Source organism: Croceicoccus estronivorus (assembly GCF_001625325.1).
Classification (GTDB): domain Bacteria; phylum Pseudomonadota; class Alphaproteobacteria; order Sphingomonadales; family Sphingomonadaceae; genus Caenibius; species Caenibius estronivorus.
This window is the reverse complement of record NZ_JRQQ01000003.1, coordinates 39,912-66,820: the sequence shown is the minus strand read 5'-3', so window position 1 is coordinate 66,820 and position 26,909 is coordinate 39,912. Positions and strand designations below refer to the sequence as shown.

Sequence of the window (26,909 nt, the reverse complement as noted above, 5' to 3'; positions counted from 1 at the left end):
GACGGCTGCCCCACACCCGGATGGATCGCCCGGATGTGGGAACAGTGGTCAGTCGTGCTTCTTTTCCCGTGTCGGTTCGACCATGCCATCGTAGATGAACCCGATCGGACGGACTTCGGCCGCACGTTTCTTCAATTCGCCTTTCATCTTGGCATATTCGGTTTCCATTGCCGCCGTCACAGTCGCGCGTGAATCCTCCAGCGCCTGGGCGAAATCGCCCGCCGTGACAGTATCGGCATTCTCCCCGGACCGGCGGATGGCGACAAGGCCAGCGCGGCGCACCACATCTTCCAGATCCGCGCCGGTAAACCGTTCCGTCTGCGCGGCAATCGCGGCCAGATCGACATCGTCCGCCAACGGCATGTCGCGCGTATGGATCTTGAGGATATGGACCCGGCCGCCTTCATCCGGCGTACCGACATAGACCAGTTCATCAAAGCGGCCTGGGCGCAGCAACGCCGGATCGACCAGAGTGGGCCGGTTCGTGGCACCAATCACGACAACGGACTGGAGATCTTCCAACCCATCCATTTCGGCAAGGATCGTATTGACGACGCGAGCCGTAACCTGCGGTTCTGCGTCGCCCGAACCACGCGCCGGAACGAGGCTGTCGATCTCGTCGATGAACACGACGCAAGGGGCAACCTGCCGCGCGCGCGCAAACAGACGGCTGATCTGCTGTTCGCTTTCACCGTACCACTTGCTGAGCAGGTCGGAACTCTTGATCGAAATGAAGTTGGCTTCCGCCTCCTTCGCGACAGCTTTGGCCAGCAGGGTCTTGCCCGTACCCGGCGGGCCATAGAGCAGAAAGCCCTTGGCCGGACGGATACCGAGCCGGCGGAACGCCTGCGGATTGCGCAGCGGCAATTCGACGCCTTCCTTCAGCTTGTCCTGCGCTTCGCCCAGTCCGCCAATATCGGACCAGCCGACGTGAGGCTCCTCCACCATCACCTCGCGCATGGCGCTCGGCTGGACACGCTTGAGCGCGGCGACGAAATCGTCCCGTTCCACGCATAGTTCATCCAGCACTTCGGGCGGAATGGTCCGTTCGTCCAGGTCAAGCTTGGGCATGATTCGCCGCACCGCATCGATCGCGGCCTCGCGCGTCAGGGCCGCAATATCGGCCCCGACGAAGCCGTGCGTAGTGCGCGCCAGTTCCTTGAGATCCACTCCGACGCCCAGCGGCATGCCACGCGTGTGAATCGCAAGAATTTCACGCCTGCCGGATTCGTCCGGCACGCCAATCACGATTTCGCGGTCGAACCGGCCCGGCCGGCGCAAGGCTTCATCAATCGCATCCGGCCGATTGGTTGCCGCAATCACGACCAGATTGGTACGGGCGTCGAGCCCGTCCATCAAAGTGAGCAGTTGCGCGACAAGGCGCTTTTCCGCTTCGCCGGGGACCTGGCTGCGTTTCGGCGCGATCGAATCGATTTCATCGATGAAGACGATGGACGGCGCGACTCGTGCCGCTTCCTCGAACACTTCCCGCAGGCGCTTTTCACTCTCACCATATCCGGAACCCATGATTTCGGGCCCGTTGATAGTGAAGAACTCCGCATCGCTTTCATTCGCGACAGCCTGCGCCAGCCGCGTCTTGCCCGTGCCTGGCGGGCCATGCAGCAGAACGCCCTTCGGCGGATCGACACCCAGCCGGGTGAACAGCTCCGGATAGCGCAGCGGCAATTCGACCATTTCGCGCAACTGGCGAATCGTCTCTCCCATGCCGCCGACGTCGTCGTAATTGACCGTTCCACGCCCGTCGCGCGGCTCCTCGAACTCGGCACGGAGCTCGACTTCGGTATTTTCGTCGATGTGAACGATGCCCTTCGGGGCAGTCGATACGACCTGCAGGCGAATCTGCGTCAATGCGTAGGCGGGGGCATTGAACATGCGCCGCACTTCCTGAGGCATGTCAGTGACCGGCTGTTGCCCGGTAGTCGCGACAAGGTCCCCCGCAACCAGCGGCTTGCGGAAGAAATTTCGCTTCAACGCATGGGTTGGCCCCTGCAAGCGCATTTCCCGCTGGGCCGGAGCGAATACAACCCGTGTTGCGGGGCGCGATTCGCCCTTGCGAATCTTGACGTGTTCGCCCGAACCGATTTCGGCGTTGCCCCTTTGCAAGCCATCCAGCCGGACGACATCCAGATCCTGGTCCTCTTGATAGGCAGGAATTGCAATGGCCGCGGTGGACCGCTTTCCCGAAATTTCGACAACATCGCCTTCGGTGATGCCGAGGGCGGCAAAGGCTGATTTCGGCATGCGGGCAATGCCCTGGCCGCTTTCCTCCTGCCGCGCTGCGGCAACTTGCAGCCTTACCGATTTGTCCTTAACCGCCGCTTCCGCATCAGCCATGACGCGTTCTCCTGTCCTCGTTGTTCAGCGAAGCTAGGTACGCACATGGAGGATTGCAAACGAACGGCGGAGGAGATGTTCTGCGCACGGGCGGAATTGTGCCTTGCGGCAAAGTGCCGAAAGGGCAAAAAAAGGGCCCGGTCGTTGCCAACCGGGCCTTGGAAGTTTTGGGAGAGGATGCCTGAAAGGCACTGTCTTTATGGCTCTGAGCTTGTTTTTTCGCAAGTGCGAAAACCTCATCCAATGTTGCAAATTTTGCAATTACGATTTTTTGCATTGATTCTAATTGATTTTTTTAAATTTCATTTCGCATTTGCACACCTGAATCGCACCATAAGCGCTCAAATGCCGTATAAATTGCTGCATCGCACAATTGGGTGGCAGGCACGAAATGCCTCCCGGCTTACCAAAACCTTCCCGCAGGATGACAGCCTCGTCCCAAGCGGTTATGTGCATTGCAACATCCCGCCCATTCCATCGGAAAGGATACGATGAACAAACTTTATCCCAGCGCAGAGGCTGCATTGGATGGATTGCTCACTGACGGCATGTTGATTGCCGCCGGGGGATTCGGTCTGTGCGGTATCCCCGAACGCCTGCTCGACGCAGTCCGCGACAGTGGGGTGAAGGATCTGACTTTCGCTTCCAACAATGCCGGCATCGACAACGAAGGCATCGGCAAGCTGCTGCGCACACGCCAGGTGAAGAAGATGATCGCCAGCTATGTGGGGGAGAACAAGGAATTCGAACGCCAGTTTCTCTCCGGCGAACTCGAAGTGGAATTCTGCCCCCAGGGCACACTGGCCGAACGCATGCGCGCCGGCGGGGCGGGCATTCCGGGTTTCTACACCAAGACCGGCGTCGGTACCGCTGTGGCCGAAGGCAAGGAAGTGAAAGTCTTCGACGGAGAGGAATATATCCTCGAACGCGGAATTTTCGCCGACCTCAGTCTCGTGAAGGCGTGGAAGGCCGATGAAACCGGCAATCTCGTGTTCCGCAAGACGGCGCGCAATTTCAATCTCCCCGCCGCCACCTGCGGCAAGGCCTGTGTGGTCGAAGTGGAAGAAATCGTGCCCAAGGGCTCCCTGGATCCCGACTGCATCCACCTGCCGGGTGTCTATGTCCAGCGCATGATCGTTGGCGCGCCTTACGACAAAAAGATCGAATTCGTTACCACCCGCACGAGGGAGGCTGCCTGATGACCGCTCACGACCACCTCGCCAAGGGCTGGACCCGCGACCAGATGGCCGCTCGCGCCGCGCGCGAACTGCAGGATGGCTTCTACGTCAATCTCGGCATCGGCATTCCGACGCTAGTGGCCAATCACGTGCCGGAAGGTATCGAGGTCACGCTGCAGTCGGAAAACGGGATGCTCGGCATCGGCCCGTTCCCCTATGAAGGCGAAGAAGACGCCGATCTGATCAATGCCGGCAAGCAGACCATCAGCGAGCTGGCCCATTCGGCCTATTTCGACAGCGCACAGAGCTTCGCCATGATTCGCGGTGGGCATATCGACCTGACCGTGCTGGGCGCAATGGAAGTGTCGGAGGGCGGCGACATCGCCAACTGGATGATTCCGGGCAAGATGATCAAGGGCATGGGCGGGGCGATGGACCTCGTCGCCGGGGTCAAGAAAATCATCGTGGTGATGGAACATGTGTCCAAGAACGGCGACCCCAAGTTCATCCCGGCCTGCACCCTGCCGCTGACCGGCCGCAACGTGGTCGACATGATCGTGACTGACCTCGCCGTCTTCCAGCGCCCCGACCACACTGCACCGTTCAAACTGATCGAGCTTGCACCCGGCGTCACCAGGGACGAAGTTAGAGAGAAGACCACGGCCCAATACATCGAATAGGGCCGCCAGATATCAATCGGGAGAGAGAAACATGGCCACTGATATCACTGCAATTCCGCTGACCCGCCTCGACGGCAGCGGCGACAGCCTTGCCAACCATTCGGGCAAGGTCCTGCTCGTCGTGAATGTCGCCTCGCAATGCGGCCTTACGCCCCAATATGAAGGGCTGGAAAAACTGTTCGGCCAGTACAAGGACAAGGGTTTCGAAGTGCTGGGCTTCCCGGCGAACGACTTCGGCGCCCAGGAACCCGGCTCGAACGAGGAAATCGCCCAGTTCTGTTCTGCAAACTATGGCGTCACTTTTCCCATGTTCAGCAAAGCCGACGTTACCGGCGACGCCAAGCAGCCGCTCTATGCCGCGCTGACCGAAGCGATGCCTGACAAGGAAGGCGATGCGGAAAGCTTCCGCGAACGGCTGCGGGGCTTTGGCATGACGCCGACGCAGGACCCCGACGTCTTGTGGAACTTCGAGAAGTTCCTCGTCGGCAAGGATGGTGCGGTCGTAGCACGCTTCGCCCCGACCGTCGCGCCGGATGATCCGATGCTGGTTTCCGCCGTGGAAAAGGCATTGGCCCAGTGATGTTCTGCTGACGCCTCGTCGTGTGACGGTGGGGCGTCAGCGTTTTGCGAAGGCAAGCAAACTGGCCGATACTTCCGCCCATGCATTGCTTGCGCAGATACGACGGTCGCTCCACGGCGCGGTGGACGTACACCCGCAGACAATCGAATGCGCCCCTCCGCAGAAAGGAGCCTATTTGCTCCTGATGCGGTTCGAAGCGCCCGCAGTCTTTTCGCACAAGCGCGCCGCAACCACCCTTCCTGCCGGCTGGTATGCCTATTGCGGCAGCGCCTATGGTCCCGGAGGGATAAGAGCGCGGCTACGCCGCCATTTCCGGCGCGACAAGACCTTGCACTGGCATGTCGATCACCTCACCGTTCTGGCAGAGCCAATCGAGGCACTGGCCATCGCCCAGGGTTCCGAATGCGCAATCGCCGCACACCTTACCCGGACACGGCTGTTCGGGCCGGCATTGCCGGGCTTCGGCAGTAGTGATTGTACAACCTGCCCGTCGCATCTCCTGCGCTGGCAAAGCTGACCACCCGGCACCACAACAAAAGGCGCGACGGGTCAGCGCTTCGTCAGCCCAGTGCCGCTTTCAATGCATCGCCGAGATCGGTCCGTTCCCAGGGGAACGTATCGCCTTCGGGCTTGCGCCCGAAATGGCCGTAAGCGGCCGTCGTGCGATAGATCGGCTTATTCAGGCCCAGACCTTCACGAATACCGCGGGGGGTCAGCCCACCAAGTTTGTCCTTGGCGACCGCGGCAACCGCCTGTTCGAGTTGCTCGTCAGGAACCGAGCCCGTGCCATGGGTGTCGACATACAAAGACAGCGGTTCCGACACCCCGATCGCATAAGCGACCTGTATCGTGCACCGTTTCGCAAGGCCCGCCGCGACAATATTCTTTGCCAGATAGCGGGTTACATAGGCGGCGGAACGATCGACCTTCGTCGGGTCCTTGCCTGAGAAAGCCCCGCCGCCATGGGGCGATGCGCCGCCATAGGTGTCGACGATGATCTTGCGCCCCGTCAGCCCGGCATCTCCATCCGGACCGCCAATCTCGAAAGTCCCGGTCGGATTGATGTGATAGACCGTTTCGTCCGAAAGCAGCTCCGCCGGCAGAATGTCGGCCACGACCTGCTTCACGTAGGCCTTGAGCTCGGCTTCCTTTTCCCCATCGTCATATTCCGGCGCATGCTGAGTCGAAACGACAATCGCGGTCGCGGCGACCGGCTGGCCATTTTCAAACCGCAAGGTTACCTGGCTCTTGGCGTCAGGTTCAAGGAAGGACACTTTCGCAGCGTGCCGGTCGGCGGACAATCGCTGCAGGATCTTGTGGCTGTAATCCAGAGTCGCAGGCATCAGGTCTGGTGTTTCGTCACATGCGAAACCGAACATGATCCCCTGGTCTCCAGCCCCTTCGTCCTTGTTTCCGCTCGAATCGACGCCCTGGGCAATATGAGCGGACTGGCCGTGCAGGTAATTGGAAAATTCCAGCGTTTTCCAATGGAAACCGTCCTGCTCGTAACCGATGTCCTTCACCACGGCGCGAACGGTCTCTTCAATCTCTTCTTGCGCACCGGGTGCCCAGAAGCCGTTGGCTTCCCATTCCGGCTTGTCTTCGTCGTACATCGGCTTGCAGCGAATCTCGCCGGCCAGCACAACCCGGTTGGTGGTGGTCAGCGTTTCGCAAGCGACGCGGGATTCCGGATCCTTGCTGAGCATGAGATCCACAATGGCATCGGAAATCTGGTCGGAAACCTTGTCCGGATGGCCTTCAGAAACGCTTTCGGAAGTAAACAGGTAATTGGCGCGCATGCGGCGTCGGTCCTTCCCCAAACTCTGGGATGAAATCTGGTTCGCGCGGTCTAGCCGCGCCCGATTCGTCTGGCAACCAGCGCGATGAGCAGCAGGGCGATTGCCCACCCAAGCGCCAGCCTGTTCCCCCACTGTGCGAACAGTGTCGGCGGGAGTGCCTCCGGTACGTATGTGTCGATCCGCTCGGCCCGGTGCCTGGGGACATGGTGGCGCACGATCCCGTGCGCATCGATCACCGCACTGATGCCGGTGGTGGTGGCGCGCAGGACCGGCAAGCCTTCCTCGATCGCCCTCAGGCGCGCCTGCGCGAGATGTTGGGGCGGGCCCCAGCTTCCGAACCAGCCATCGTTCGACGGGTTGAAGATATAGTCCGGGCGGGCCGCGGGATCGGTCACTTCACCCGAAAACGTGATTTCGTAACAGATCTGAATCCCCGCCTTGCCCCAACGGCCAAGGTCGAGTGTCCGCGGCCCCGGACCCGGCCAGAAATCAAGTGCCCCTGCGACCAGACGAGTCGCCCCCAGCGGTTCGAGCAACCACCGCAGGGCGAGATATTCACCGAACGGCACCAGATGCGCCTTCGCATAGCCGGCCCGAATGTGCCCTTGCCCGTCGATCGCCGTCACCACGTTACGTGCTCCGGCAACTTGCCCGTCAGCGATTTCGAGATCGACCGCGCCCGTCATAAGCAGGCTCTGCGGCCCGATCACCCGGCCGATACGGGCACGGGCATAGGCAGGATCGCCACCTGCCGTCATCTGTTGATAGAAACGCTGGGGATATCCGTCGCGCAAGTAATCCGGCACTCCGGATTCGGGCCACAGGACCAGCCGGGTCGCATCCCGGCGTTCAGGTATGCTCAAGCTGGCAATGCGGGCGAATTGCGCTTCGAAACGGCGCGGATCGTTCAGCTCCTCCTGCCGGACATCGGGCTGCACCAGCGTCAGCGCGAGCTTGCCGGGCCGCTCCGCCGGAGCCGGCAGAAACCAGCCCGCGATCACGACCGCCACCGCGGCGGCAAGGGGCAGCAGTTGCTTGCGCGCCGCCAACACCGCCCCGCCTGCCGCAATCAGGGCCGCCATACCCGAAAGCGCGTAAGTACCGAGCCAGGGAGCGAGAAACGCCAGCCCTTGCGAATCAAAGTTGCCCAACAGAACCACGCCCAACGGGTTCCATGCGTAACCGGTAAAGACCCAGCCGCGCAGCCATTCGGCAACGATCCAGCAGCCGGCGAAAGCAAACGCCAGCGACCAGCCGCCACTCTTGCCCGCAATCGCTTTGGCGGCGGCGGCAGCAAGCCCCGGATAGACCGCGAGATAGAGCGCCAGCAATGGAACAGCCAGCCAGCCCAGCAGAGCAGGCATTTCGGCCTGGTAGGTAAAGGCCGTCGCGATCCAGTTGTTGCCAAGAGTGAAATGCGTCCAGCCGAACAGCCAGCCGAGCGTCCATGCATCGCGAATCCGGCCGGTTCCCGCGATCAGCAGGAACAGGACGCCGACCGCAATCAATGTCAGCGGCCAGAGTGCGAGAGGTTGGAAACCCGTTGCGGAAATGGCGCCGAGCAGCAGCGCCAGCCAACGTGGGTGACGTGCAAGTCGTTCGGGAAGAAGGCTGGCCGCACCCATCGCACGACATGTGCCGCGCGATGGAGAGCAGTGCAAGCCGATTAGCCGCAGTTTCGACTACACCGGGCCAAATAGGCACGCGCGCATCGGGAGAACCCCGTTTGCCGCACCGGTGTAACGAACGTCAGCTAACCTTCTGCAGCGTTTCGTCGTCGCCCTTGGGGCTGCTGTCCTTCGCCGCGTCATCCTTGGCGGCCGGCTTGGCGCGCGTGGTCCGGCGACGGCGGGGTGCAGGGGCCGGTGCCTCTTCCGCTTCATCGCTGCTCGAACCGATGGACGGCGGCAGCACGGCCGGATCGAGGCTCGGCTCTGCGCTGCGGCGAGATTTCCTGCCGCTTTCAGCGCTATCGCCGTCGTTGCTCTCGTCCTCGCTGGCTTCCTGCCGGGGCTTGCGTGGACGGCGCGTGGCGGGCCGTTCGCGATTACCGCGCGTGAAGGGATTTGGCTGCGGTTCGTATTCGCTGCCGCCTTCCTGCCGCTCGCTCTCGCTATCCGTATTGCTATTGCTGTCGTCGGACTGCGTCTCTTCGCGTTCCTGGCGGCGGCCACGGCCACGATCAGACGAACGGCTGGAGAAATCCTCGTCATTGTCTTCGTTGTCGCCGGACTGCTCGCGCTGTTCGTCACGGCGGGCACGCTGTTCGTCCTGACGGGCCTTGGTATCCGCTATCACCCGGAAGTAGTGATCCGCGAACTGCAGATAATATTCCATCTGGACGCGGTCGCCGTTGAGCGAGGCATCGTGGGCCAGCTTCTTGTATTTTTCCAGCAGTTGCGGTGCATTGCCCCGCGCCCGGCTGTCGATACGGTTGATCTGGTTGCCGCCCTGCGGACGATTGTTGCCACGGCCCCTGCGGCGATTGCTGCGATTGTTGTTCAAGGGAAATATCATCCTCAATCGTGACCGGGAGGGCGCCCCGCACCCATTTGGTCGCATAATCCCGTCCATGCGAAGGACTTGCCGAATGCATGGTCCCTCCATCTGCATGACTGCATGACCTTCAGGCCCTGCGAGCATGTGCAAATTTTGGAGCGCGACCTGCCAGTCGGGAATTTTCATCCGACCGGCGGTCTCGGCGTGGTTAGCGAGGTTGCCCCGCCTTGCCAAGCCCAAATCGTAACACCAATACGCGCGGCCTGCCTCCAAGGTCATGTTGCAGCCGGGCGTCGAAACCTGCCGCTTCGGCAATGGCCCGCACATCATCGGCCTGCGCGGCGCCGATCTCCACCAGTACCACACCGCTCTCGTCCAGCATGGCAGGCAACTGCGCCAGCAGCACACGATAGGCCGCCAGTCCGTCCGGCCCGGCAAACAGCGCCCCTGCCGGTTCATAGTCGCGCACAGAGCGCGAAAGGCACGCGTCCATCTCGACATAGGGGGGATTGGCAAGGATCAGCCCGAATGGGCCGAGCCCGTCACTCCAGCCAGGCATGTCCCAATCCCGCCGCAGCATCCGCACCCGGTGCGCGAGCCCCAGCCGCGCCGCGTTCGCCGCCGCAACAGCCAGCGCGCCCAGCGACCGGTCGATCCCGACGCCGTTCAGATCCGGTCTTTCCGCCAGCACCGACAACACCAACGCGCCGGAGCCCGTTCCGCAATCGAGCACTCTGCGGGCATCCGGCGCTTCGCCCAATGCCGTTTCGACCAGCACTTCGCTGTCTCCGCGCGGAATCAGCACTTCCGGCGTCACGAGAAAGTCCCGCCCGTAAAATTCCTGATGCCCGACCACATAGGCGACCGGTTCATGCCGCATACGCCGGGCAACGAAGTCTGCGAAACAGTCGGGGACCCCGTCGCCCATATGCCGCAACAGCAAGTCGGAGCGGGAAACCCCCAGCGCGCCGGCCATCATCACTTCGGCGTCGAGCCGTGCCGTGTCGGAAACAGCCGCCAACGCGCCCGCCGCATCGCGCAGGGCCCGCGCCACCTGCATGTCAGTCCCCCATAGCCGCGAGACGCTTGGCCTCGTCCTCGGCGATCAGCGCGTCGATCAATTCGCCCAGTCCGGGTCCCTCGAGAATTTCCGGCAGTTTGTGCAGAGTCAGTCCGATCCGGTGATCGGTCACGCGGCCTTGCGGGAAATTGTAGGTTCTGATGCGTTCCGACCGGTCGCCCGATCCGACCATGGCCTTGCGCGCTTCCGCTTCCGCACCATGCGCTTCGGCGCGCTTGAGATCGAACAACCGCGTGCGCAGCACTTGCATAGCCTTGGCGCGGTTCTTGTGCTGGCTACGCTCGTCCTGCTGGATGACGACCAACCCTGTCGGCAAGTGCGTGATGCGCACGGCCGAATCGGTCGTGTTGACGTGCTGACCGCCGGCGCCGCTGGCACGATAGATGTCGATCTTGAGATCCTTGTCGTCGATCTGGACATCGACTTCGTCCGGTTCGGGCAACACGGCAACTGTCGCGGCAGAGGTGTGTATGCGCCCGCCGCTTTCCGTCACCGGCACCCGCTGCACCCGGTGGACGCCGCTCTCGAACTTGAGCTTCGCGAACACGCCCTGCCCCGTAATGTTGGCGACCACTTCCTTGAAACCGCCAATGTCGGAAGCATTGGCGCTGATCATCTCGACACGCCAGCCCTGCTCCGCTGCGTAGCGTTCGTACATGCGGAACAGGTCGGCCGCGAACAGTGCCGCTTCGTCCCCGCCCGTTCCGGCGCGAATTTCCAGCATCGCAGGGCGACTGTCCGCCGAATCGCGCGGCAACATGGCCAATGCCAGCCGCCGTTCCGCTTCGGGAAGTTGCTTGCGCAGCCGGGCCGCTTCCTCTTCGGCCAGCGCTCTCATCTCCGGATCGCTGTCGTCCAGCGCGGCAAGTTCAGCCAGTTCCCCGCGCATTTCGCGCACTTCTTCCGCCACTTTGGCAACGGGTTCCAGTTCGGCGTAATCGCGACTGACGGCGACGAAAGCTTCCCCTTCCAGAGTGCCGGATGCCAGCCGCGCTTCCAGTTCCGCAAAACGCGCGGCCAATTGGGCCAGGCGCTCGTCAGGGATGATCATGCGCTACCTGCGAAGAATGCTTCGAACACCGCGTTCAGCGCTGCCGCCTTGGCCGTATTCTCATTCAACAGCTTGAGGCTGCGCGACTCTGTGCCATCGCGCACATCCAGCGAAACGATCGCTTCCGGCCCCGCCTTGCGCGCCCGGTCAAACCGCTTGCGCGGACTGCCGGTGGCGTAAAGCTCCGATACGATCCCCGCACGACGAAACGCGGTGACGAGGCCCTCTGCCGCCAGTTCCTGCTCCCGATGTTCGGCAACGACCGCGACTTCCAACGGCGCTTCGCCCGTGTCGTCGAGCAGCATGGCCAGCCGCTCTATCCCTGCGGCCCAGCCGACGGCTGGCGTGTGCGGCCCGCCCAATGCCTCGATCAGCCCGTCGTAACGACCACCGCCGAGAACGGTGCCTTGCGCACCGAGCCGGTCCGTCACGAATTCGAATGCGGTATGGCGGTAATAATCCAGGCCACGCACCAGCGAAGGTGCCCGCGTCCAAGCCACGCCTGCGACCTGCAATCCGTCGGTGACCTTGCCGAAAAAGTCCTGCGCTTCGCCGGAGAGAAAATCGTCGATCTTCGGCGCGTCCGCAGTGAACGGCTTGTCGCGCGGATCCTTGGAATCAAGAATGCGCAGCGGGTTGCGCTCCAGCCGGTCCTGGCTGTCTTCGGACAAGGAAGCTTTGTGGTCCTGGAAATATTCCACCAGCGCATCGCGCCATGCCTCACGGCTCAAGGCATCGCCCAGCGTATTGAGCTGCAGTGTCACCCCATCGGCCACGCCCAGCTCTTTCAGCAACTGGTCCGCCATGACCAGCAGTTCGACATCGGCCTGAGGCTCGGCAGCGCCGATCACTTCCGCGTCGATCTGGTGGAACTGGCGGTAGCGCCCCTTTTGCGGACGCTCATAACGGAACAACGGCCCGTGAGTCGCGACTTTCAGCGGCGCGTATTGCTGCCAGCCGTCAGTAAGGAAGGCGCGCGCGATACCGGCGGTGAATTCCGGCCGCAGCGTCAAGGAGTCCCCGCCGCGATCTTCGAACGAATACATTTCTTTCGAAACCACGTCGGTCGTTTCCCCCAGCGAGCGGGAGAAGACCGCGGTCTTTTCAAACACCGGCATTTCCACCCGGCGGAAACGATAGAGCCTGCGAATGCGTTCGAATGTTTCCACCACGCGTGCGAAGGCTTCGGCTTCTGCGCCAAAAATATCCTGCGTGCCGCGGATGGCCTGGGGTGTCTCTTTCGCCATGGGCCGCGCTTAGAGCGTGATTACCGTAAATTGAAGCGGGGAATGGTCATTTTACGATGCGAATTGGGCTCTGCCCGCCACGCAGAATGTCGGCGGCGCCACGAAAATGTCCCGCCACGCCCGCCAGGAGTGGCGCAAACGACCCGCCTGGCCATTTTTTGTGCGTCGCACCAAGGTCTATATTGGCGAAGGCGATTCCTGCCGCTAGAGGCTCGCGTCATGCAAATCGACAAGATCCCTACGGGTGACAATCCGCCCGAGAGCCTCAACGTCATCATCGAGGTGCCGACCGGTGGCGAACCCGTGAAATACGAGTTCGACAAGGCGTCGGGCGCCCTGTTCGTCGACCGCATCCTCCACACCCCGATGCGTTACCCGGCGAATTACGGTTTCGTCCCGCATACGCTGTCGCCCGACGGCGACCCGCTGGACGCGCTGGTTGTGGCCCGCTCCCCCTTCATTCCGGGTTGCGTCGTTCGTGCCCGGCCGATCGGCGTGCTCAATCTGGAAGACGAACACGGCGGAGACGAGAAGCTGATCTGCGTCCCCGTGGACACGACTTTCCCCTATTACACCGATGTCGGTGAACATAAGGATCTGCCCTCGATCGTGCTTCAGCAGATCGAGCACTTCTTTACCCATTACAAGGACCTGGAAGCCGAAAAGTGGGTCCGTATCGGCCAGTGGGGCGATGCGGCTGAAGCGCGGCAGGTGGTCGTGGAAGCAATCGAACGCGCAAAGGCCGCGAAAGCCTGAACAGTCATTCCACCGGGCGGGAAGGATCGAGCAGATCCTTTTCCCCGGCAGGGGTCGACCTTTCCTGATCGACCATCCGCGCCACTTCGTTTTCCGGCCGGGTATCCGATGCCGTACCCGCATCCGCCCGACGGCGACGGGGCGGCGCAACAGGTGGTTTTTCGCTCGCCTGTTCCCCCTGCCCCTGAGGCAGCAGAGGGAAACCGGCATCGAACCGCAACCGGTATATCGGTTCCGGCAATGCGAATCCCGCTTCCTCCAACGCATCCTTCACGGCCGGAATCGCGCGGCTTCGCGCCTTGTAGAAATCGGTTTCCCGCTGGTCGATCCACGCCAGGAAGCGAAGCACGATATTCGAATCCCCAACCTGATCGACCCGCCCCGTTGGTTCCGGCTCTTTCAGAACGTAGGGCAACCCGCGCAGAACCTCGACCCCCACCCGCGTGGCCTCGGTCGGATCATCATCCGCATCCACGCCCAGTTCGAACGTAAACTGACGCTGCGGATTGCGCGTGTAGTTGAGAATCACCGCCTTGAAGACAGCGGAATTGGGGATCCGCAAATGGTTGCCGTCCATTGTCATCAGAATGGTCGCACGGCTGGTCAAACGGATCACACGGCCTTCGTGACTGTCGATCACCACATGGTCGTTGGGCCGAAATGGCTGACGCAAGGACAGCATCAGCGAAGCAACATAGTTTTCAATCGTGTCGCGCATCGCAAAGCCCAGAGCGATGCCAATCACGCCGGCACCGCCCAGAACCGCGCCGAGGAGCGCGCTCGCCCCCAACATATCGAGAGCAATCACCAGCCCGCCGACAATGAACACGAAGCGAATCGCACTGGCGATCAGTTCCGCCAGGAAGGAATTGCGCGCCAGCCGCTGCCAGACCCCTGCGGGGGCCGCGATCAGATAACCCAGCGCGGCAACGGCCAATGCCAGAGCCGCCGCCGCGCCCAGCAACGGCAGCATCGACACCACTGCATCGACTTTCGCCTTCAGCTTGGTCAGGCCATCGAGCCCGTCATTGACGGATACCTTGCGTTCGATCTCGTTCCGGACCGTCACCACCCCGCTGACGCGCGCGGCGATCGCCTCCGCACGGGCGCTCGCCCCGGTCTCCGAAACGGTTCCCGACAGCGTGACCACGCCAGCCCGCGCGCCGACCACGACATTTTCGAGGCCCGGGAGTTCGGAAAATATCCCCCGTATCCGCGCCGCGATCCGCGCGTCGGCACCGGCATCGCTGCTGGTGTCGATCTCTTGCGCGGGCTGTCCGGCCTGCGCTGGGACGGTATCGGCGGGATTGGGGAGAATGGCCGCAGCAGGCGCCAGCGGGACCAGCAGGCACAATCCCGCCAGCAAGGGCAAAATCCGCGACCGGGCCTCAAACCACGCCAAAAGCTCAATCTCCCGCTACGGTCATCCCGTCGATTCGCAGCGTCGGCACATTGATGCCACGATGCATTTCCAGATCGTTCGCAGGCACCAGCGCCGCGAACATGTCCACCAGATTGCCGGCAATCGTGAATTCCGCAACCGGCCCGGCCAGCGCGCCGTCGACAATCCGGTAGCCCGATGCGCCCCGGCTGTAATCGCCAGTCACGGCATTGACGCCATGGCCGAACAATTCCGTCACCAGAACGCCTTCGCCGATGTCGGCCATCAATTCCTCGGGCGTCACCGAACCGGCTGCCAGATGGACGTTGCTGGCCGATACGCCCGGCGCACCGCCCCCGCCGCGCGACGCGTGGCCGGTAGGCGCAATTCCCAGTTGCCGGGCAGAGGCGCTGTCGGCCAGCCATCCGGTCACCTTGCCTCCTTCGACCAGAGCGCGCGGGGCAGTGGCCAAGCCTTCCCCATCGAACGGGCGTGACCGCAGGCCGCGCACACGATGCGGCTCTTCCAGAATATGCACGGACGAATCGAACAGCGCCGTATCCAGCCGGTCGAGCAGGAAACTGGCGCGACGGGCAATTGCCGGGCCTGCCATGGCGCCGATCAGATGGCCGATCAGGCCATTGCCCACGCGCGGATCGAACACCAGCGGCATGACCTTGCTCGGCAAGCGGCCCGGCCCGAGACGAGCAACCGCCCGCTCCCCAGCCAGACGGCCGATATCGGCAGGTGAGATCAGATCCCCGGCGTGGCGTGCCTGCCGCCAGGCATAGTCGCGCTGCATCCCGCTGCCCGTGCCCGCAACCACGCTGGCACTGAGGCTGTGAGTCGTCGCGCCATAACCGCCGGAAAATCCATGGCTGGTGGCCAGTGCAACGATCGAGCGTCCGAACCCGGCACTGCCACCTTCGCTGTTGGTCACTCCGTCGACCGCACGGGCGGCATCTTCCGCTTCCTCGGCCATGGCGCGCAACTGTTGCGGGCTCGGTTCGGCCGGATCTTCCATGTCGAGATCGGGGAAAGGCCCACGCGTGAGCAGCTCTTCGGGGGCCAGGCCGGCGAACCTGTCTTCCGGAGCGGCTTTGGCCATGGCAACGGCACGCTCGGCCAATTCGGCCAGCGCATCGTCGGAAAGGTCGGTGGCATGGATCGAGGCAGAACGCTGTCCGACGAAAACGCGCAGGCCCGCCGATTCACTTTCTGACCGCTCGACATCTTCGAGCGCGCCGAGCCGGACATGCACACTTTCCGACATATCGCCGATCGCAACGGCATCGGCAGCATCGGCGCCGAACCGCCGCGCGAGCGCAATCAGCGTGGCGCAGCGCTCTTCAGCGCGGGACAAATCAAACATGGAGGGCCTTTCGCAACGGAATTTGCGTCAAGCCGTCGCGCGATCAGATCAAGGCGTCAAGGACCTTGAGCAGCAATGTAAGGACGAACGGCAGGCCGATAGCCAGCGTCCAGATCAGCCGACGGTCACGGCGAAAGGCGGGTTCGAGGGCAGGATTGGCAGCTTCGTCACAGCTCAGCCGTTCCCATCTTTTTTCCAGAGCGCTGAAGCCGGGAAGAACCGCGCCGACCAACAGCGCAAGACCGAGATAAGGAAGAATGGAACCGCCCGGCCCCTTGAGCACGGCAACTGTCATGAAAATCTGGAGACTGGTATAAACCCACAGCGCATAGGCGACATTGTCGCTCATCCAGCGGCGCCAATCACAGGGTTTCCCTTCCCTGCCGGAAATCATGCCGGATCTCGACCAGCCCGTTTTGGGCGCGGCTTCTGCCATCCAACCTCTCCATGTTTTACGGGACTTTCAGCCCTTCGTTATCTTGCAGACTATATCCGCCTTCGCCCGGCAATCAAGCCCGCTAACGATATCTTGATCCGCGCCCGGATAAGGGTGCGAACATGACAGTCATGCACAAAGCCTGCCAATTGTCTGAAGCTGGGGCTTTTCTGCCGGGCCGCACATGGTAAAGCGTGAGATCATGAACGTACTGGACGATCCCGGCATGGCCGAATCCGCCGAACATGCCCACGACGTTCCTGCGACTCCGCAGGGCGGACTGGAAGTAATCTCCATTGCCAAGAGCTATGACAAGCGGGCGGTTCTGACCGATATCTCGCTTTCTGTCGGCAAGGGCGAAGTGCTCGGCCTGCTCGGCCCGAATGGTGCGGGCAAGACGACCTGCTTCTATTCGATCATGGGGCTGGTGCGACCCGATTCGGGGCGAATCCTGATGGACGGCGTCGATGTCACGCGATTGCCGATGTATCGTCGGGCGATTCTGGGCATTGGCTATCTGCCGCAGGAAACATCCATCTTTCGCGGCATGACTGTCGAACAGAATATCAATTGCGTGCTCGAAATGGTCGAGCCGGACGATACCGTGCGCAGCGCGGAACTGGAACGGCTGCTGGGCGAATTCGGTCTGGCGCATCTGCGCGACAGCCCGGCCATGGCGCTTTCCGGCGGGGAACGCCGGCGGTGCGAAATCGCCCGGGCACTGGCGGCCAAGCCGTCGATCATGCTGCTGGACGAACCTTTCGCCGGGATCGACCCGCTTTCGATTCAGGACATTCGCCATCTCGTCATCGATCTGAAAGAGCGTGGCATCGGCGTGCTGATTACCGACCATAACGTGCGCGAAACGCTCGACATCGTCGACCGCGCCTGCATCATCTATGGCGGGCAGGTGCTGTTCGCCGGCAGCCCGGAAGCGCTCGTCGCCGACGAGAACGTGCGCCGCCTCTATCTGGGTGAGAACTTCACGTTATGACTGCCGGGCCTCTTGCGACATTGTCGCCAGGGGCCATGGCTGGTGGCCGTAAGCGGCCCGAACTCCTCCGGCAGGGGGGCTGTCGCTGATGGCCCTGGGGCCCCGCCTCGATATTCGGCAGACGCAGCAACTGGTGATGACGCCCCAGTTGCAGCAGGCGATCAAGCTGCTCGCGCTGTCCAATCTCGAAATCGAAACCTTCATTGGCGAGGCTCTGGAAGCCAACCCACTGCTCGACATCGGCGGCGAAGCGGAAACAGTCGCTCCGGACACGGAAGAAAGCCCCGCACGGGAAGAGGGCGCAGTCGACCGGATGATCGGCGAAGGTCAGGGAGAAGCCGACCAGCCGCTCGATATCGATCCCGCGGCGATCGACCGCGATCGCGATACCGGTGACGGATCGTTGTTCGGCACCGACACCGGAGGGAATTTCGAAGGCGGCGGCGAAGCACCTCAGATCGAGGAGCATGGCGGCGAGGAAGCCAGCCTGGTGGAACACCTCGTGGCGCAGATCGGGGCGGCCGCACCCGATGAACGTCTGGCCTTCGTCGCGGCCCACATCGCCGGCCTGCTCGACGAGGCCGGTTATCTGCCCGTACCCTTGCGCGAAGTGGCAAACGACCTCGGCGTCACTCTTGCCGACGCGGAAGCCGCGCTGGCCGTGGTCCAGTCACTCGATCCGACAGGTGTCGGCGCGCGCGGCCTGAGCGAATGCCTCGCCCTTCAGGCGAAAGAGGCCGACCGCTACGATCCCTGCATGGCGCGATTGATCGACAATCTCGATCTTCTGGCCAAGGGCAATATCAAACAGCTCAAACGTATTTGCAGTGTCGATGACGAAGATTTCGCCGACATGATGGCGGAATTGCGCGGCTATGACCCGAAGCCCGGATTGCGGTTCGGCAATAGCGGCGGCAACCGGGCGATCGTGCCGGACATCCTGCTGCGCGCCAGGGCGGATGGCGGATGGGACATTGCCCTCAATCAGGCCACTCTGCCCCGGCTGGTGGTCAATCGCAGCTATTATCTCGAACTGCGCAAGGCCTGTGACGACAAGGAAGCCCGCAGTTGGTTGAGCGAGAAGCTGACCGACGCCAACTGGCTGATAAAGGCGCTGGACCAGCGCCAGAAGACGATCCTGAAAGTCACTGCCGAAATCGTGAAACAGCAGGACGGCTTTTTCCGCCACGGAGTGTCCGAACTTCGGCCGCTGACTCTCAAGGCAGTGGCCGAAGCGATCGACATGCATGAATCGACCGTCAGCCGGGTGACCGCGAACAAGTACCTGCATTGCGAACGAGGAACGTTCGAACTGAAGTATTTCTTCACCAGCGGAATCGCGTCCGCCGATGGGGGCGAGGCCATTTCCGCCGAAGCCGTGAAGGCACAGATCAAGGCCCTGACCGAAGCGGAAGATCCCAAGGCGATCCTTTCCGACGATGCACTGGTCGAACTGCTCCGCCAGAAAGGCTTCGATCTCGCCCGCCGGACAGTGGCCAAATATCGCGAAGCCATCGGCATTGGCAGCTCCGTGCAGCGCCGCCGGCAAAAGGCTCTGGAAGCCGTCCGCTAACAAGGTTTACGCAGGGTCGTTGGACACCGGGCCATGTGGGGCAATCGGGGCTGCGTCACTAACCAGGATAGTCGCGAATCTTAATCGCGCCGGTTGAACGAAATACGCAGAATCCCGCTAGGCGCGCGGCACGAATCTCTCCTCCCAGACCTCGCGACTCACGGTTGGAGGCCGGTTTACGACAAATTAACCTTTTCTGTTCAGAAGTTCCGTGGTTAATATTGGTCAACATCCCTTACGGGGAAGTTACCGACCAGCACACGGGGCAACGAGGGGGGACCACCCATGCGCGTTCTGTTGATTGAAGACGAGCCGACAACGGCCAAGGCCATCGAGCTGATGCTCACGACCGAAGGGTTCAACGTCTATTCGACGGACCTGGGCGAGGAGGGTCTCGATCTTGGCAAGCTGTACGATTACGACATCATCCTGCTCGACCTGAACCTGCCGGACATGCATGGCTATGACGTGCTCAAGAAGCTTCGCGTGGCCAAGGTCCAGACTCCGGTCCTGATCCTGTCCGGGATCGCGGAAATGGATTCGAAGGTCCGCAGCTTCGGCTTCGGCGCCGACGATTACGTGACCAAGCCGTTCCACCGTGATGAGCTGATCGCCCGTATCCACGCCGTGGTGCGCCGGTCCAAAGGGCATTCGCAATCGGTCATCCGCACCGGCAAGCTGGCAGTCAATCTCGATGCCAAGACGGTCGAGGTCGATGGTGCGCGCGTTCACCTGACCGGCAAGGAATACGCCATGCTGGAGCTGCTTTCGCTCCGCAAGGGGACGACGCTGACCAAGGAAATGTTCCTCAACCACCTTTACGGCGGGATGGACGAACCGGAACTGAAGATCATCGACGTCTTCATCTGCAAGCTGCGCAAGAAACTGTCGCTGGCTTGCGATGGCGAAAACTACATCGAAACGGTATGGGGCCGCGGCTACGTGTTGCGCGATCCGGAAGACAAAGCGGCAGAAGCCGCCTGATCTCCTGAGTTTTAAAGGCGTCCGTGCGGCCAACCGGGCCGCAGCCGTCCATGCCGTCTGGCGGGTGGGACACAGACGCACTGCTGACTACACGCCGCGCGCGGACCAAGGGCGCGACCGGGGTATGGAACCCCATGCTTGAGGCGAAAGCAAAACACTTCTAAGCGCCCCGGCCATGACCGCATACAAACCCGGCGACCCCACTACGCTCAACCGTCTCTACGGGCGCTCCCAGGGGCGTAAACTGCGCAAGGGCCAGCAAGACCTGGTCGACAGATTGCTGCCGCAGATCAGCGTACCCGAAGAAGGCGCCGTCACCGCACGGGCGCTATTCGGGCAGGATGCGCCGCTTCATTTCGAAATCGGTTTCGGCGCCGGCGAACACCTTGCCTACCGGGCCGATATGCTGCCCGATCATGCTTTCATCGGCTGCGAACCTTTCGTGAATGGCGTAGTCGGGGCCCTTGCCCACGTGCGCGACATGGCGCTGACCAATGTCCGCCTGCACATGGGCGATGCGCTGGAAGTGCTGACGCGCATACCCGACGGGGCGCTGTCGTTCGTCTATCTGCTTCACCCCGATCCCTGGCCCAAGGCGCGCCATGCCAAGCGCCGGATGATGAACGACGGGCCGATCAACATGATCGCCGCCAAACTGAAACCGGGCGGGGAATTTCGCTTCGGAACGGACCACCCGGTCTATCTGCGCCACGCGCTGATGGTAATGCGCCGTCACACGGACCAGTTCGAATGGCTCGTCGAAGGCCCGGCAAGCTGGCAAAACCGCCCGGGAGGCTGGCCAGAAACCCGGTATGAAGCCAAGGCGCGGCAACTCGGCCATGAAGTCTGGTATTTTCGCTTCCGCCGCCGCTAAAGTTCCTCTTCGCGCCCCTTTCCAAAAACTGCCTTCCTTGCCGCCCCTTCACACGGCAACGGGCAGTCATGCATTTCGGGACATTTGACATTGCCGCCCTGCTGCCGTTCATCGCGGTAGGCTTTGCCGCGCAATTGGTGGATGGCGCACTGGGCATGGCCTTCGGGGTCATTTCCAACGCATTGATGGTGGGTGTCCTGGGCGTCCCCCCGGCGCTCGCTTCCCAGCGGGTCCATGTCGTCGAATGCTTCACCACCGCGACTTCGGGCATCAGCCACCTGTTGCACGGGAACATCGACCGCAGGCTGTTTTTCCGCCTGCTCCTGCCCGGCCTCGCCGGGGGGATTGCCGGAGCCTATCTGCTGAGTTCCCTCGACGCGAGCATTATCAAGCCGGTCGTGCTGGCCTATCTTTCAGGCATCGGGCTGTACCTGCTGTGGCGCGGGCTCGGCCATCCGCCCAAGCCACGGGATGCGAAATATGTCGCGCCGCTGGGGCTGGTGGGCGGCTTCCTCGACGCGGCAGGCGGTGGCGGCTGGGGCCCGGTCGTCAGTTCCAACCTGCTGGTTCAGGGCGCCGAACCGCGCAAGGTCGTGGGCACTGTCAACTCGGTCGAATTTTTCCTGACCATCGCCGTGTCGGCGACATTCATCTGGCACCTCGGTATCGCGGACCTTGCGGGTGCGACGCTCGGCTTCCTCATCGGCGGGGTCGCCGCCGCGCCGTTCGGTGCATTCGCCGCCAAGCATTTTCCCGCGAAATTAATGCTGATCCTGGTCGGAATCGTGCTGACGATTACCAGTACATATGGCGTCTATGCGGCAGTGACCGGCTGACTAATGCGGAACATGTAGCGGGACCATGGGTTGTTTTTCCTGAGAAACGGAAAGGATAACCAATGGCACGCAACCTTATCGCGGCCCTTGCACTGGGCCTGTTTTCGCTGACGGTGACCGCCTGCAACACGGTGGAAGGCGCAGGAGAAGATCTCCAGTCCGTATCCCGCGACGTTGACGACGCGACCTGACGCGGAGCCGGCCGGGCAGGCGCATCCCATGGATGCCCCCACCCGGCCAGCTGATTTCCGACTAGCCTACCACCCCGGCGGCGGCGAGCACGGCAAGCTGCAACAGGTCGGGCGCGATGGATGTCATCGGCGCGATCTGCACCGGCTTTTCCATTCCGATCAGCATCGGCCCGATCGTGGCGTTGCCGCCCAGTTCACGTAGCAATTTGGCCGAAACGTTGGCCGATTGCAGGCCGGGCATAATCAGCACGTTCGCCGGCTGCGACAGACGGCTGAACGGATAGTTGGCCATGACCTTGGGGTTTAGTGCGGCATCGGGCGCCACTTCGCCTTCATATTCGAAACCGGGCTTTTCCGCGTCGAGGATAGCGACCGCTTCGCGAATCGGTTCGAGCCACTTGCCCGACGGATTGCCGAACGTCGAAAAGCTCAGAAACGCCACGCGCGGCTCATGGCCCAGACGGCGGGCCACCGCTGCGGTTTCCTTCGCGATATGCGCCAGTTCCGCCGCACTCGGCCGTTCGTTGATGGTCGTGTCCGCCAGGAACACGGTATAATCCTTGCCGATCATCAGGTGGATGCCGAACGGCACCTGCCCCTGTTTCGGATCGATCACCATCTGCACTTCGCGCATGGTCTGGGCAAAGGGCCGGGTCACGCCGGAGATCATTGCGTCGCCATGGCCGAGAGCAACCAGCAGCGAGGCGAAAATGTTCCGTTCCTGGTTGACCATCCGGCGCACGTCGCGTTCCATGTAACCGCGCCGCTGAAGCCGCTTGTAGAGATAGTCGACCATTTCCGGGACGTAGATCGACGTCGCCGAATTCTGGATCTCGTAGCTTTCGGGATCCTCGATCCCCAATTCCACCAGCTTGTCCAACACGGCCTGCGTCCGCCCGACGAGAACGGGCGTGCCATAGCCGAAATCGCGGAACTGGATCGCGGCGCGCAGGACGACTTCGTCTTCCGCCTCCGCAAAAACGACCCGCTTGGGGTTGCGCTTCAGTTCCTCGAATACCTGCGACAGAACACTCGTGGTCGGGTTCAACCGCACTTTCAGCGCATGGCGATAGGCATCGAAATCCTTGATCGGGCTCTGCGCCACGCCGGAATCCATCGCCGCCTTGGCGACTGCAGACGACACCCGCTCTATCAGGCGCGGATCGAACGGTGCCGGAATGATATATTCCGTACCGAACTGCTGGTTCTTGCCATAGGCGGCAGCCACTTCTTCCGGCACGCGTTCGCGGGCCAGTGCAGCAATCGCTTCGGCAGCGGCAATCTTCATCTCTTCATTGATCGCGGTCGCCTGAACGTCCAGCGCGCCACGGAAGATGAACGGGAAGCCCAGCACATTGTTGACCTGGTTCGGATAGTCCGACCGACCGGTAGCGATGATCGCATCAGGCCGCACTGCCCTGGCTTCCGGCGGTGTGATTTCCGGATCGGGATTGGCCATGGCGAAAATGATCGGCTTGGGCGCCATCTTCTTGACCATCGGTTGCGTCAGCGCACCCTTGACCGACAGGCCGAGGAACACATCGGCCCCTTCGATCGCCTCTTCAAGCGTGCGTGCATCGGTATGCGCCGCATGGGCCGACTTGAACTGATCGACATTGTCGCGACCGATGTAGATCACGCCCTTGCTGTCGCACATGACGACATTGTCGTGACGCACGCCGAGCGACTTGATGAGCGACGTACAGGCAATGGCCGAGGCACCCGCCCCATTCACCACGACCTTGACTTCGTCCATCTTGCGCCCGGTCAGGTGGCAGGCATTGATGAGACCGGCTGCGGCAATGATCGCCGTGCCGTGCTGGTCATCGTGCATGACCGGGATTTTCATCCGTTCGCGCAGGGCCTGCTCGATGATGAAGCATTCCGGAGCCTTGATATCCTCCAGATTGATCCCTCCGAATGTCGGCTCCATCAAGGCGACGGCATTGATGAACGCTTCGGGATCTTCGGTCGCCAGCTCAATATCCATCGAGTCGACATCGGCAAAGCGCTTGAACAGAACGGCCTTGCCTTCCATCACCGGCTTGGACGCCAATGCCCCCAGGTTGCCCATGCCGAGAATGGCCGTGCCATTGGAAATGACAGCGACGAGATTGGAGCGGGCCGTATAGATGGCCGCCTTTGCCGGGTCTTTCGCGATGGCTTCAACGGGGGCCGCAACACCCGGAGAATAAGCCAGGCTCAGATCGCGCTGTGTCGCCATCGGCTTGGATGCGACGATCTCGATCTTACCGGGCCGGATCGTCTCGTGGTAGAAAAGCGCCTCGCGCTCCGAAAAACTCACTTTGTTGCCGTCGCCGGACAAGGGCAGTCTCCTTTCGTTGTTCAGCCGATAACCGCAGAACGGCAAAAGGGATAGGGGAAAGCTGCGTAGCGACGCTTCCCGAATCATGTGAGGGACAGCTACCGGGAGAAAATGGCTGGCAAAGCATCACCGATGATGGCGCAATATCACGTTCTGAAGGAACGTGCCGACGATTGCCTGCTGTTCTATCGCATGGGCGATTTCTTCGAATTGTTCTTCGACGATGCCCGTGCCGCGGCCCAGATCCTCGACATCGCGCTGACCAGCCGGGGCGAACACGATGGCAAGCCGATCCCGATGTGCGGCGTGCCGGTCCATTCCGCCGAAAACTATCTCGCGCGGCTGATAAAGGCCGGTTGCCGCGTGGCCATCGCGGAACAGGTCGAAACGCCTGAGGAAGCGAAGAAGCGTGGCGGATCGAAAGCCCTCGTCGCGCGCGACATCGTCCGCTTCGTCACCGCGGGGACGCTGACCGAGGAAGCCCTGCTGGAACCGCGCCGCGCGAATGTTCTGGCCGCAGTATGCGAAGTGCGCGGCACTGTCGGGATTGCCGCATGCGACATTTCAACCGGGCGGATGGAGCTGGAAGAATGCGCGCCTGAACGCATGGGCGCAGCGCTCGCCCGGCTGGGGGCGAGCGAGCTGGTCGGGCCCGAGGACTGGAACGAGGCGCCCGACAACCTCATCGCCCGCCCGCGCACCGATTTCGCCAGCGAGGAAGGGGAAACGCGCCTCAAGACCATCCATGGCGTTGCGACGTTGGACGGGTTCGGCCATTTTTCGCGCCCGATGCTGGCCGCGGCAGGCGGGCTTGTCGCCTATCTCGACCATGTCGGCTGCGGCAAGCTGCCCCTGCTGCTGCCCCCGGTCGAACGGGCCGGCGATGCCCGGCTGGCGATGGACGAGGCGACACGCGGCAGTCTGGAGATTCTCGAATCCCAGCAGGGCGGCCGCAAGGGCAGCCTGATTGCCGCAGTCGACCGCTGCGTGACCGGCGCTGGCGCGCGATTGCTGGCGGACGACCTGTCCGCCCCGCTGACCGATGCCGACGCGATCCACGCCCGGCTGGCGTTCGTCGGCTGGCTGCACGAGGACCCGTTGCTACGGGCCGACTTGCGATCCGTGTTGCGTGCCCTGCCCGACATCGGCCGCGCGCTGGGCCGCGTCGTTGCCGGACGCGGCAGCCCGCGCGATCTCGGCCAGATCCGGGACGGCCTGTCCGAAGCACGGCGCATTCGCGATCACTTGCAGGGCAAACCCGATCTGCCGCGATTGCTCGAAGGACTGATGCCCGCATTGGGCGGCCATGGTGCGCTGGTCGATCTCTATACCCGTGCGCTGGTTGCATCCCCGCCCACGGAACGTAGCCAGGGCGGCTTCATCGCCGAAGGGTACGACGCATCGCTGGACGAATTGCGGCGGACCTCGGGCAATGCCCGGCGCGCCATCGCCGCGTTGGAAGCGAAATATCGCGAAGAGACCGGGATCGCCGCGCTAAAAATCAAGCATAACGGCGTGCTGGGGTATTTCATCGAAGTGCCCGCCAGACATGCCGATGCGCTGATGGCCCCCGACAGCGGGTTCACTCATCGCCAGACCATGGCTGGCGCCGTGCGTTTCAACTCGCTGGTCCTGCATGAGGAGGCAAGCCGCATCGCCGAGGCAGGCGGCCATGCACTGGCCGCGGAAGAAGCCCATTTCGAGGAACTGATCGCCCAAGCGGTAGCCGAACGGCACGGCATCGCCGCCACTGCCGACGCCCTTGCCCGGATCGACGTGGCCGCCGGATTGGCGGAACGCGCGGCGGAAGGCGGATGGGCCCGTCCCGACATTGTCGAGGACCGCAGCCTGCAAATCGAAGGCGGGCGGCATCCGGTTGTGGAAGATGCGCTGGCAGTCACCGGCGATCGCTTCGTTGCCAATGACTGCCTGCTTGCTCCGTCCGACCGGCTGTGGCTGATCGGCGGGCCGAACATGGGCGGCAAATCGACGTTCCTGCGGCAGAACGCCCTGATCGTGCTGCTCGCCCAAGCGGGGAGCTACGTACCCGCCACGCGCGCCTCCATCGGGCTGGTCGACCGATTGTTCAGCCGCGTCGGCGCGGCCGACAACCTTGCCCGCGGACGCTCCACGTTCATGGTCGAAATGGTCGAAACGGCGGCAATTCTGTCGCAGGCGACAGAGCGGAGCTTCGTCATCCTCGACGAAGTGGGGCGCGGCACCTCGACTTACGACGGGCTGGCGCTGGCCTGGGCCGTGGTGGAGGCGGTGCACGAAACCATCCGCTGCCGCTGCCTCTTCGCCACGCACTATCACGAACTGGCCCGACTGGCCGAGAGCTGCGACGCGCTTTCGCTCCACCATGTTCGCGCGCGGGAATGGAAAGGCAATCTCGTGCTCCTGCACGAACTGGCGGAAGGCCCCGCCGACCGCAGCTACGGCCTGGCAGTCGCGCGGCTGGCCGGCGTCCCGCCGCCCGTTATCGCGCGCGCCAAGACCGTGCTCGACCGGCTGGAAAAAGGCCGTGCCGAAACCGGCGGACTGGCCGCTGGCCTTGGCGAATTGCCACTGTTCGCCGCCGCGGCGGAGGCCGAAGCCGAACAGAACGACGCCTTGCACCAGCGATTGCGGGACCTAGATATCGACGCGCTGTCCCCACGCGAAGCGCTGGATCTGCTGTATGATTTGAAACGCGAGGCCGGGACGGACGTTTAAC

Annotated in this window: 23 protein-coding genes; 12 read left to right on the top strand and 11 right to left on the bottom strand. The window is 62.5% G+C overall.

Annotated elements, in window-relative coordinates; genetic code table 11:
• Nucleotides 1–48: 48 nt before the first annotated feature.
• Nucleotides 49–2,355: a CDC48 family AAA ATPase gene (locus MB02_RS06695; protein ID WP_067534440.1), complete on the bottom strand. Its 2,307-nt coding sequence runs from the start codon at nt 2,353–2,355 to the stop codon at nt 49–51.
• Between the two features lie 491 nt (nt 2,356–2,846).
• Between MB02_RS06695 and MB02_RS06690 the strand changes: the two genes are divergently transcribed.
• The 4 genes from MB02_RS06690 (at nt 2,847) to MB02_RS17650 (ending at nt 5,310) form a co-directional block, all read left to right on the top strand.
• Nucleotides 2,847–3,554 (top strand): CoA transferase subunit A, encoded by a 708-nt coding sequence (locus tag MB02_RS06690; RefSeq protein ID WP_067534437.1) that lies wholly within the window; start codon nt 2,847–2,849, stop codon nt 3,552–3,554.
• Nucleotides 3,554–4,213 (top strand): CoA transferase subunit B, encoded by a 660-nt coding sequence (locus tag MB02_RS06685; RefSeq protein ID WP_067534434.1) that lies wholly within the window; start codon nt 3,554–3,556, stop codon nt 4,211–4,213. The genes MB02_RS06690 and MB02_RS06685 overlap by 1 nt, the downstream gene beginning before the upstream one ends.
• A gap of 31 nt (nt 4,214–4,244) precedes the next feature.
• Nucleotides 4,245–4,793: a glutathione peroxidase gene (locus MB02_RS06680; protein WP_067534431.1), complete on the top strand. Its 549-nt coding sequence runs from the start codon at nt 4,245–4,247 to the stop codon at nt 4,791–4,793.
• A 184-nt stretch (nt 4,794–4,977) separates the two neighbouring features.
• Nucleotides 4,978–5,310: a DUF123 domain-containing protein gene (locus MB02_RS17650; RefSeq protein WP_082826047.1), complete on the top strand. Its 333-nt coding sequence runs from the start codon at nt 4,978–4,980 to the stop codon at nt 5,308–5,310.
• A gap of 43 nt (nt 5,311–5,353) precedes the next feature.
• Here MB02_RS17650 and metK read toward each other — a convergent pair whose 3' ends face one another.
• From metK to hisS, 6 genes are all read right to left on the bottom strand, one after another.
• Entirely contained in the window at nt 5,354–6,592 is a 1,239-nt protein-coding gene (metK, locus tag MB02_RS06670; RefSeq protein ID WP_067534428.1) for a methionine adenosyltransferase, read from the bottom strand.
• 50 nt (nt 6,593–6,642) lie between these two features.
• Nucleotides 6,643–8,217 (bottom strand): apolipoprotein N-acyltransferase, encoded by a 1,575-nt coding sequence (gene lnt / locus MB02_RS06665; protein ID WP_082826020.1) that lies wholly within the window; start codon nt 8,215–8,217, stop codon nt 6,643–6,645.
• A 124-nt stretch (nt 8,218–8,341) separates the two neighbouring features.
• Nucleotides 8,342–9,097, bottom strand: coding sequence for a DUF4167 domain-containing protein (locus MB02_RS06660; RefSeq protein WP_235829447.1), 756 nt, complete (start codon nt 9,095–9,097; stop codon nt 8,342–8,344).
• 202 nt (nt 9,098–9,299) lie between these two features.
• On the bottom strand, nt 9,300–10,151 hold the full coding sequence (gene prmC, locus MB02_RS06655; protein WP_067534425.1) for a peptide chain release factor N(5)-glutamine methyltransferase: 852 nt from the start codon (nt 10,149–10,151) through the stop codon (nt 9,300–9,302).
• A 1-nt stretch (nt 10,152) separates the two neighbouring features.
• A complete protein-coding gene (gene prfA, locus MB02_RS06650; RefSeq protein WP_067534421.1) occupies nt 10,153–11,223 on the bottom strand; it encodes a peptide chain release factor 1 in 1,071 nt (356 codons plus the stop codon).
• Nucleotides 11,220–12,470 (bottom strand): histidine--tRNA ligase, encoded by a 1,251-nt coding sequence (gene hisS / locus MB02_RS06645; protein ID WP_067534418.1) that lies wholly within the window; start codon nt 12,468–12,470, stop codon nt 11,220–11,222. Before hisS ends, prfA begins: the two co-directional genes overlap by 4 nt.
• Before the next feature lie 219 nt (nt 12,471–12,689).
• Here hisS and ppa point away from each other — a divergent pair, with 219 nt between their 5' ends.
• Nucleotides 12,690–13,226 (top strand): inorganic diphosphatase, encoded by a 537-nt coding sequence (gene ppa, locus MB02_RS06640; protein WP_067534415.1) that lies wholly within the window; start codon nt 12,690–12,692, stop codon nt 13,224–13,226.
• A 4-nt stretch (nt 13,227–13,230) separates the two neighbouring features.
• Here the strand turns inward: ppa and MB02_RS06635 are convergent, their stop codons facing one another.
• The 3 genes from MB02_RS06635 to MB02_RS06625 are packed head-to-tail and all read right to left on the bottom strand — an operon-like array spanning nt 13,231 to nt 16,415.
• Complete coding sequence (locus MB02_RS06635) at nt 13,231–14,628, bottom strand: mechanosensitive ion channel family protein (protein ID WP_235829446.1); 1,398 nt, start codon at nt 14,626–14,628, stop codon at nt 13,231–13,233.
• A gap of 4 nt (nt 14,629–14,632) precedes the next feature.
• The gene (locus tag MB02_RS06630) at nt 14,633–15,979 is read right to left on the bottom strand and encodes a TldD/PmbA family protein (RefSeq protein ID WP_067534412.1); all 1,347 of its coding nucleotides are present in this window, start codon (nt 15,977–15,979) and stop codon (nt 14,633–14,635) included.
• Nucleotides 15,980–16,022: 43 nt separating this feature from the next.
• A complete protein-coding gene (locus MB02_RS06625; RefSeq protein ID WP_235829445.1) occupies nt 16,023–16,415 on the bottom strand; it encodes a hypothetical protein in 393 nt (130 codons plus the stop codon).
• A gap of 226 nt (nt 16,416–16,641) precedes the next feature.
• Between MB02_RS06625 and lptB the strand changes: the two genes are divergently transcribed.
• From lptB to MB02_RS18055, 6 genes are all read left to right on the top strand, one after another.
• Nucleotides 16,642–17,409, top strand: coding sequence for an LPS export ABC transporter ATP-binding protein (gene lptB / locus MB02_RS06620; protein WP_067534977.1), 768 nt, complete (start codon nt 16,642–16,644; stop codon nt 17,407–17,409).
• Between the two features lie 88 nt (nt 17,410–17,497).
• Nucleotides 17,498–18,982: an RNA polymerase factor sigma-54 gene (gene rpoN / locus MB02_RS06615; RefSeq protein WP_067534409.1), complete on the top strand. Its 1,485-nt coding sequence runs from the start codon at nt 17,498–17,500 to the stop codon at nt 18,980–18,982.
• 285 nt (nt 18,983–19,267) lie between these two features.
• Nucleotides 19,268–19,966 (top strand): response regulator transcription factor CtrA, encoded by a 699-nt coding sequence (ctrA, locus tag MB02_RS06610; RefSeq protein WP_067534406.1) that lies wholly within the window; start codon nt 19,268–19,270, stop codon nt 19,964–19,966.
• Between the two features lie 175 nt (nt 19,967–20,141).
• Nucleotides 20,142–20,840: a tRNA (guanine(46)-N(7))-methyltransferase TrmB gene (gene trmB / locus MB02_RS06605; RefSeq protein WP_067534403.1), complete on the top strand. Its 699-nt coding sequence runs from the start codon at nt 20,142–20,144 to the stop codon at nt 20,838–20,840.
• A gap of 68 nt (nt 20,841–20,908) precedes the next feature.
• Nucleotides 20,909–21,676 carry a sulfite exporter TauE/SafE family protein gene (locus tag MB02_RS06600; RefSeq protein WP_067534400.1) on the top strand — a complete coding sequence of 256 codons (768 nt, stop codon included), beginning with the start codon at nt 20,909–20,911 and terminating at the stop codon, nt 21,674–21,676.
• A gap of 62 nt (nt 21,677–21,738) precedes the next feature.
• Nucleotides 21,739–21,867, top strand: coding sequence for an entericidin A/B family lipoprotein (locus MB02_RS18055; protein WP_156495439.1), 129 nt, complete (start codon nt 21,739–21,741; stop codon nt 21,865–21,867).
• 61 nt (nt 21,868–21,928) lie between these two features.
• On the opposite strand, the gene MB02_RS06595 is transcribed toward MB02_RS18055, so the two are convergent.
• Nucleotides 21,929–24,193: an NADP-dependent malic enzyme gene (locus MB02_RS06595; protein WP_067534974.1), complete on the bottom strand. Its 2,265-nt coding sequence runs from the start codon at nt 24,191–24,193 to the stop codon at nt 21,929–21,931.
• A gap of 111 nt (nt 24,194–24,304) precedes the next feature.
• Here MB02_RS06595 and mutS point away from each other — a divergent pair, with 111 nt between their 5' ends.
• Nucleotides 24,305–26,908 (top strand): DNA mismatch repair protein MutS, encoded by a 2,604-nt coding sequence (mutS, locus tag MB02_RS06590; protein WP_170304650.1) that lies wholly within the window; start codon nt 24,305–24,307, stop codon nt 26,906–26,908.
• The last annotated feature ends 1 nt before the right edge of the window (nt 26,909 follow it).

Coding starts and splice junctions, on each gene's coding strand:
- MB02_RS06695 (WP_067534440.1), bottom strand. CDS start 2,355: ATGGCTGATGCGGAAGCGGCGGTTAAGGACAAATCGGTAAGGCTGCAA.
- MB02_RS06690 (WP_067534437.1), top strand. CDS start 2,847: ATGAACAAACTTTATCCCAGCGCAGAGGCTGCATTGGATGGATTGCTC.
- MB02_RS06685 (WP_067534434.1), top strand. CDS start 3,554: ATGACCGCTCACGACCACCTCGCCAAGGGCTGGACCCGCGACCAGATG.
- MB02_RS06680 (WP_067534431.1), top strand. CDS start 4,245: ATGGCCACTGATATCACTGCAATTCCGCTGACCCGCCTCGACGGCAGC.
- MB02_RS17650 (WP_082826047.1), top strand. CDS start 4,978: ATGCGGTTCGAAGCGCCCGCAGTCTTTTCGCACAAGCGCGCCGCAACC.
- metK (WP_067534428.1), bottom strand. CDS start 6,592: ATGCGCGCCAATTACCTGTTTACTTCCGAAAGCGTTTCTGAAGGCCAT.
- lnt (WP_082826020.1), bottom strand. CDS start 8,217: ATGGGTGCGGCCAGCCTTCTTCCCGAACGACTTGCACGTCACCCACGT.
- prmC (WP_067534425.1), bottom strand. CDS start 10,151: ATGCAGGTGGCGCGGGCCCTGCGCGATGCGGCGGGCGCGTTGGCGGCT.
- prfA (WP_067534421.1), bottom strand. CDS start 11,223: ATGATCATCCCTGACGAGCGCCTGGCCCAATTGGCCGCGCGTTTTGCG.
- hisS (WP_067534418.1), bottom strand. CDS start 12,470: ATGGCGAAAGAGACACCCCAGGCCATCCGCGGCACGCAGGATATTTTT.
- ppa (WP_067534415.1), top strand. CDS start 12,690: ATGCAAATCGACAAGATCCCTACGGGTGACAATCCGCCCGAGAGCCTC.
- MB02_RS06630 (WP_067534412.1), bottom strand. CDS start 15,979: ATGTTTGATTTGTCCCGCGCTGAAGAGCGCTGCGCCACGCTGATTGCG.
- MB02_RS06625 (WP_235829445.1), bottom strand. CDS start 16,415: ATGGCAGAAGCCGCGCCCAAAACGGGCTGGTCGAGATCCGGCATGATT.
- lptB (WP_067534977.1), top strand. CDS start 16,642: ATGGCCGAATCCGCCGAACATGCCCACGACGTTCCTGCGACTCCGCAG.
- rpoN (WP_067534409.1), top strand. CDS start 17,498: ATGGCCCTGGGGCCCCGCCTCGATATTCGGCAGACGCAGCAACTGGTG.
- ctrA (WP_067534406.1), top strand. CDS start 19,268: ATGCGCGTTCTGTTGATTGAAGACGAGCCGACAACGGCCAAGGCCATC.
- trmB (WP_067534403.1), top strand. CDS start 20,142: ATGACCGCATACAAACCCGGCGACCCCACTACGCTCAACCGTCTCTAC.
- MB02_RS06600 (WP_067534400.1), top strand. CDS start 20,909: ATGCATTTCGGGACATTTGACATTGCCGCCCTGCTGCCGTTCATCGCG.
- MB02_RS18055 (WP_156495439.1), top strand. CDS start 21,739: ATGGCACGCAACCTTATCGCGGCCCTTGCACTGGGCCTGTTTTCGCTG.
- mutS (WP_170304650.1), top strand. CDS start 24,305: ATGGCTGGCAAAGCATCACCGATGATGGCGCAATATCACGTTCTGAAG.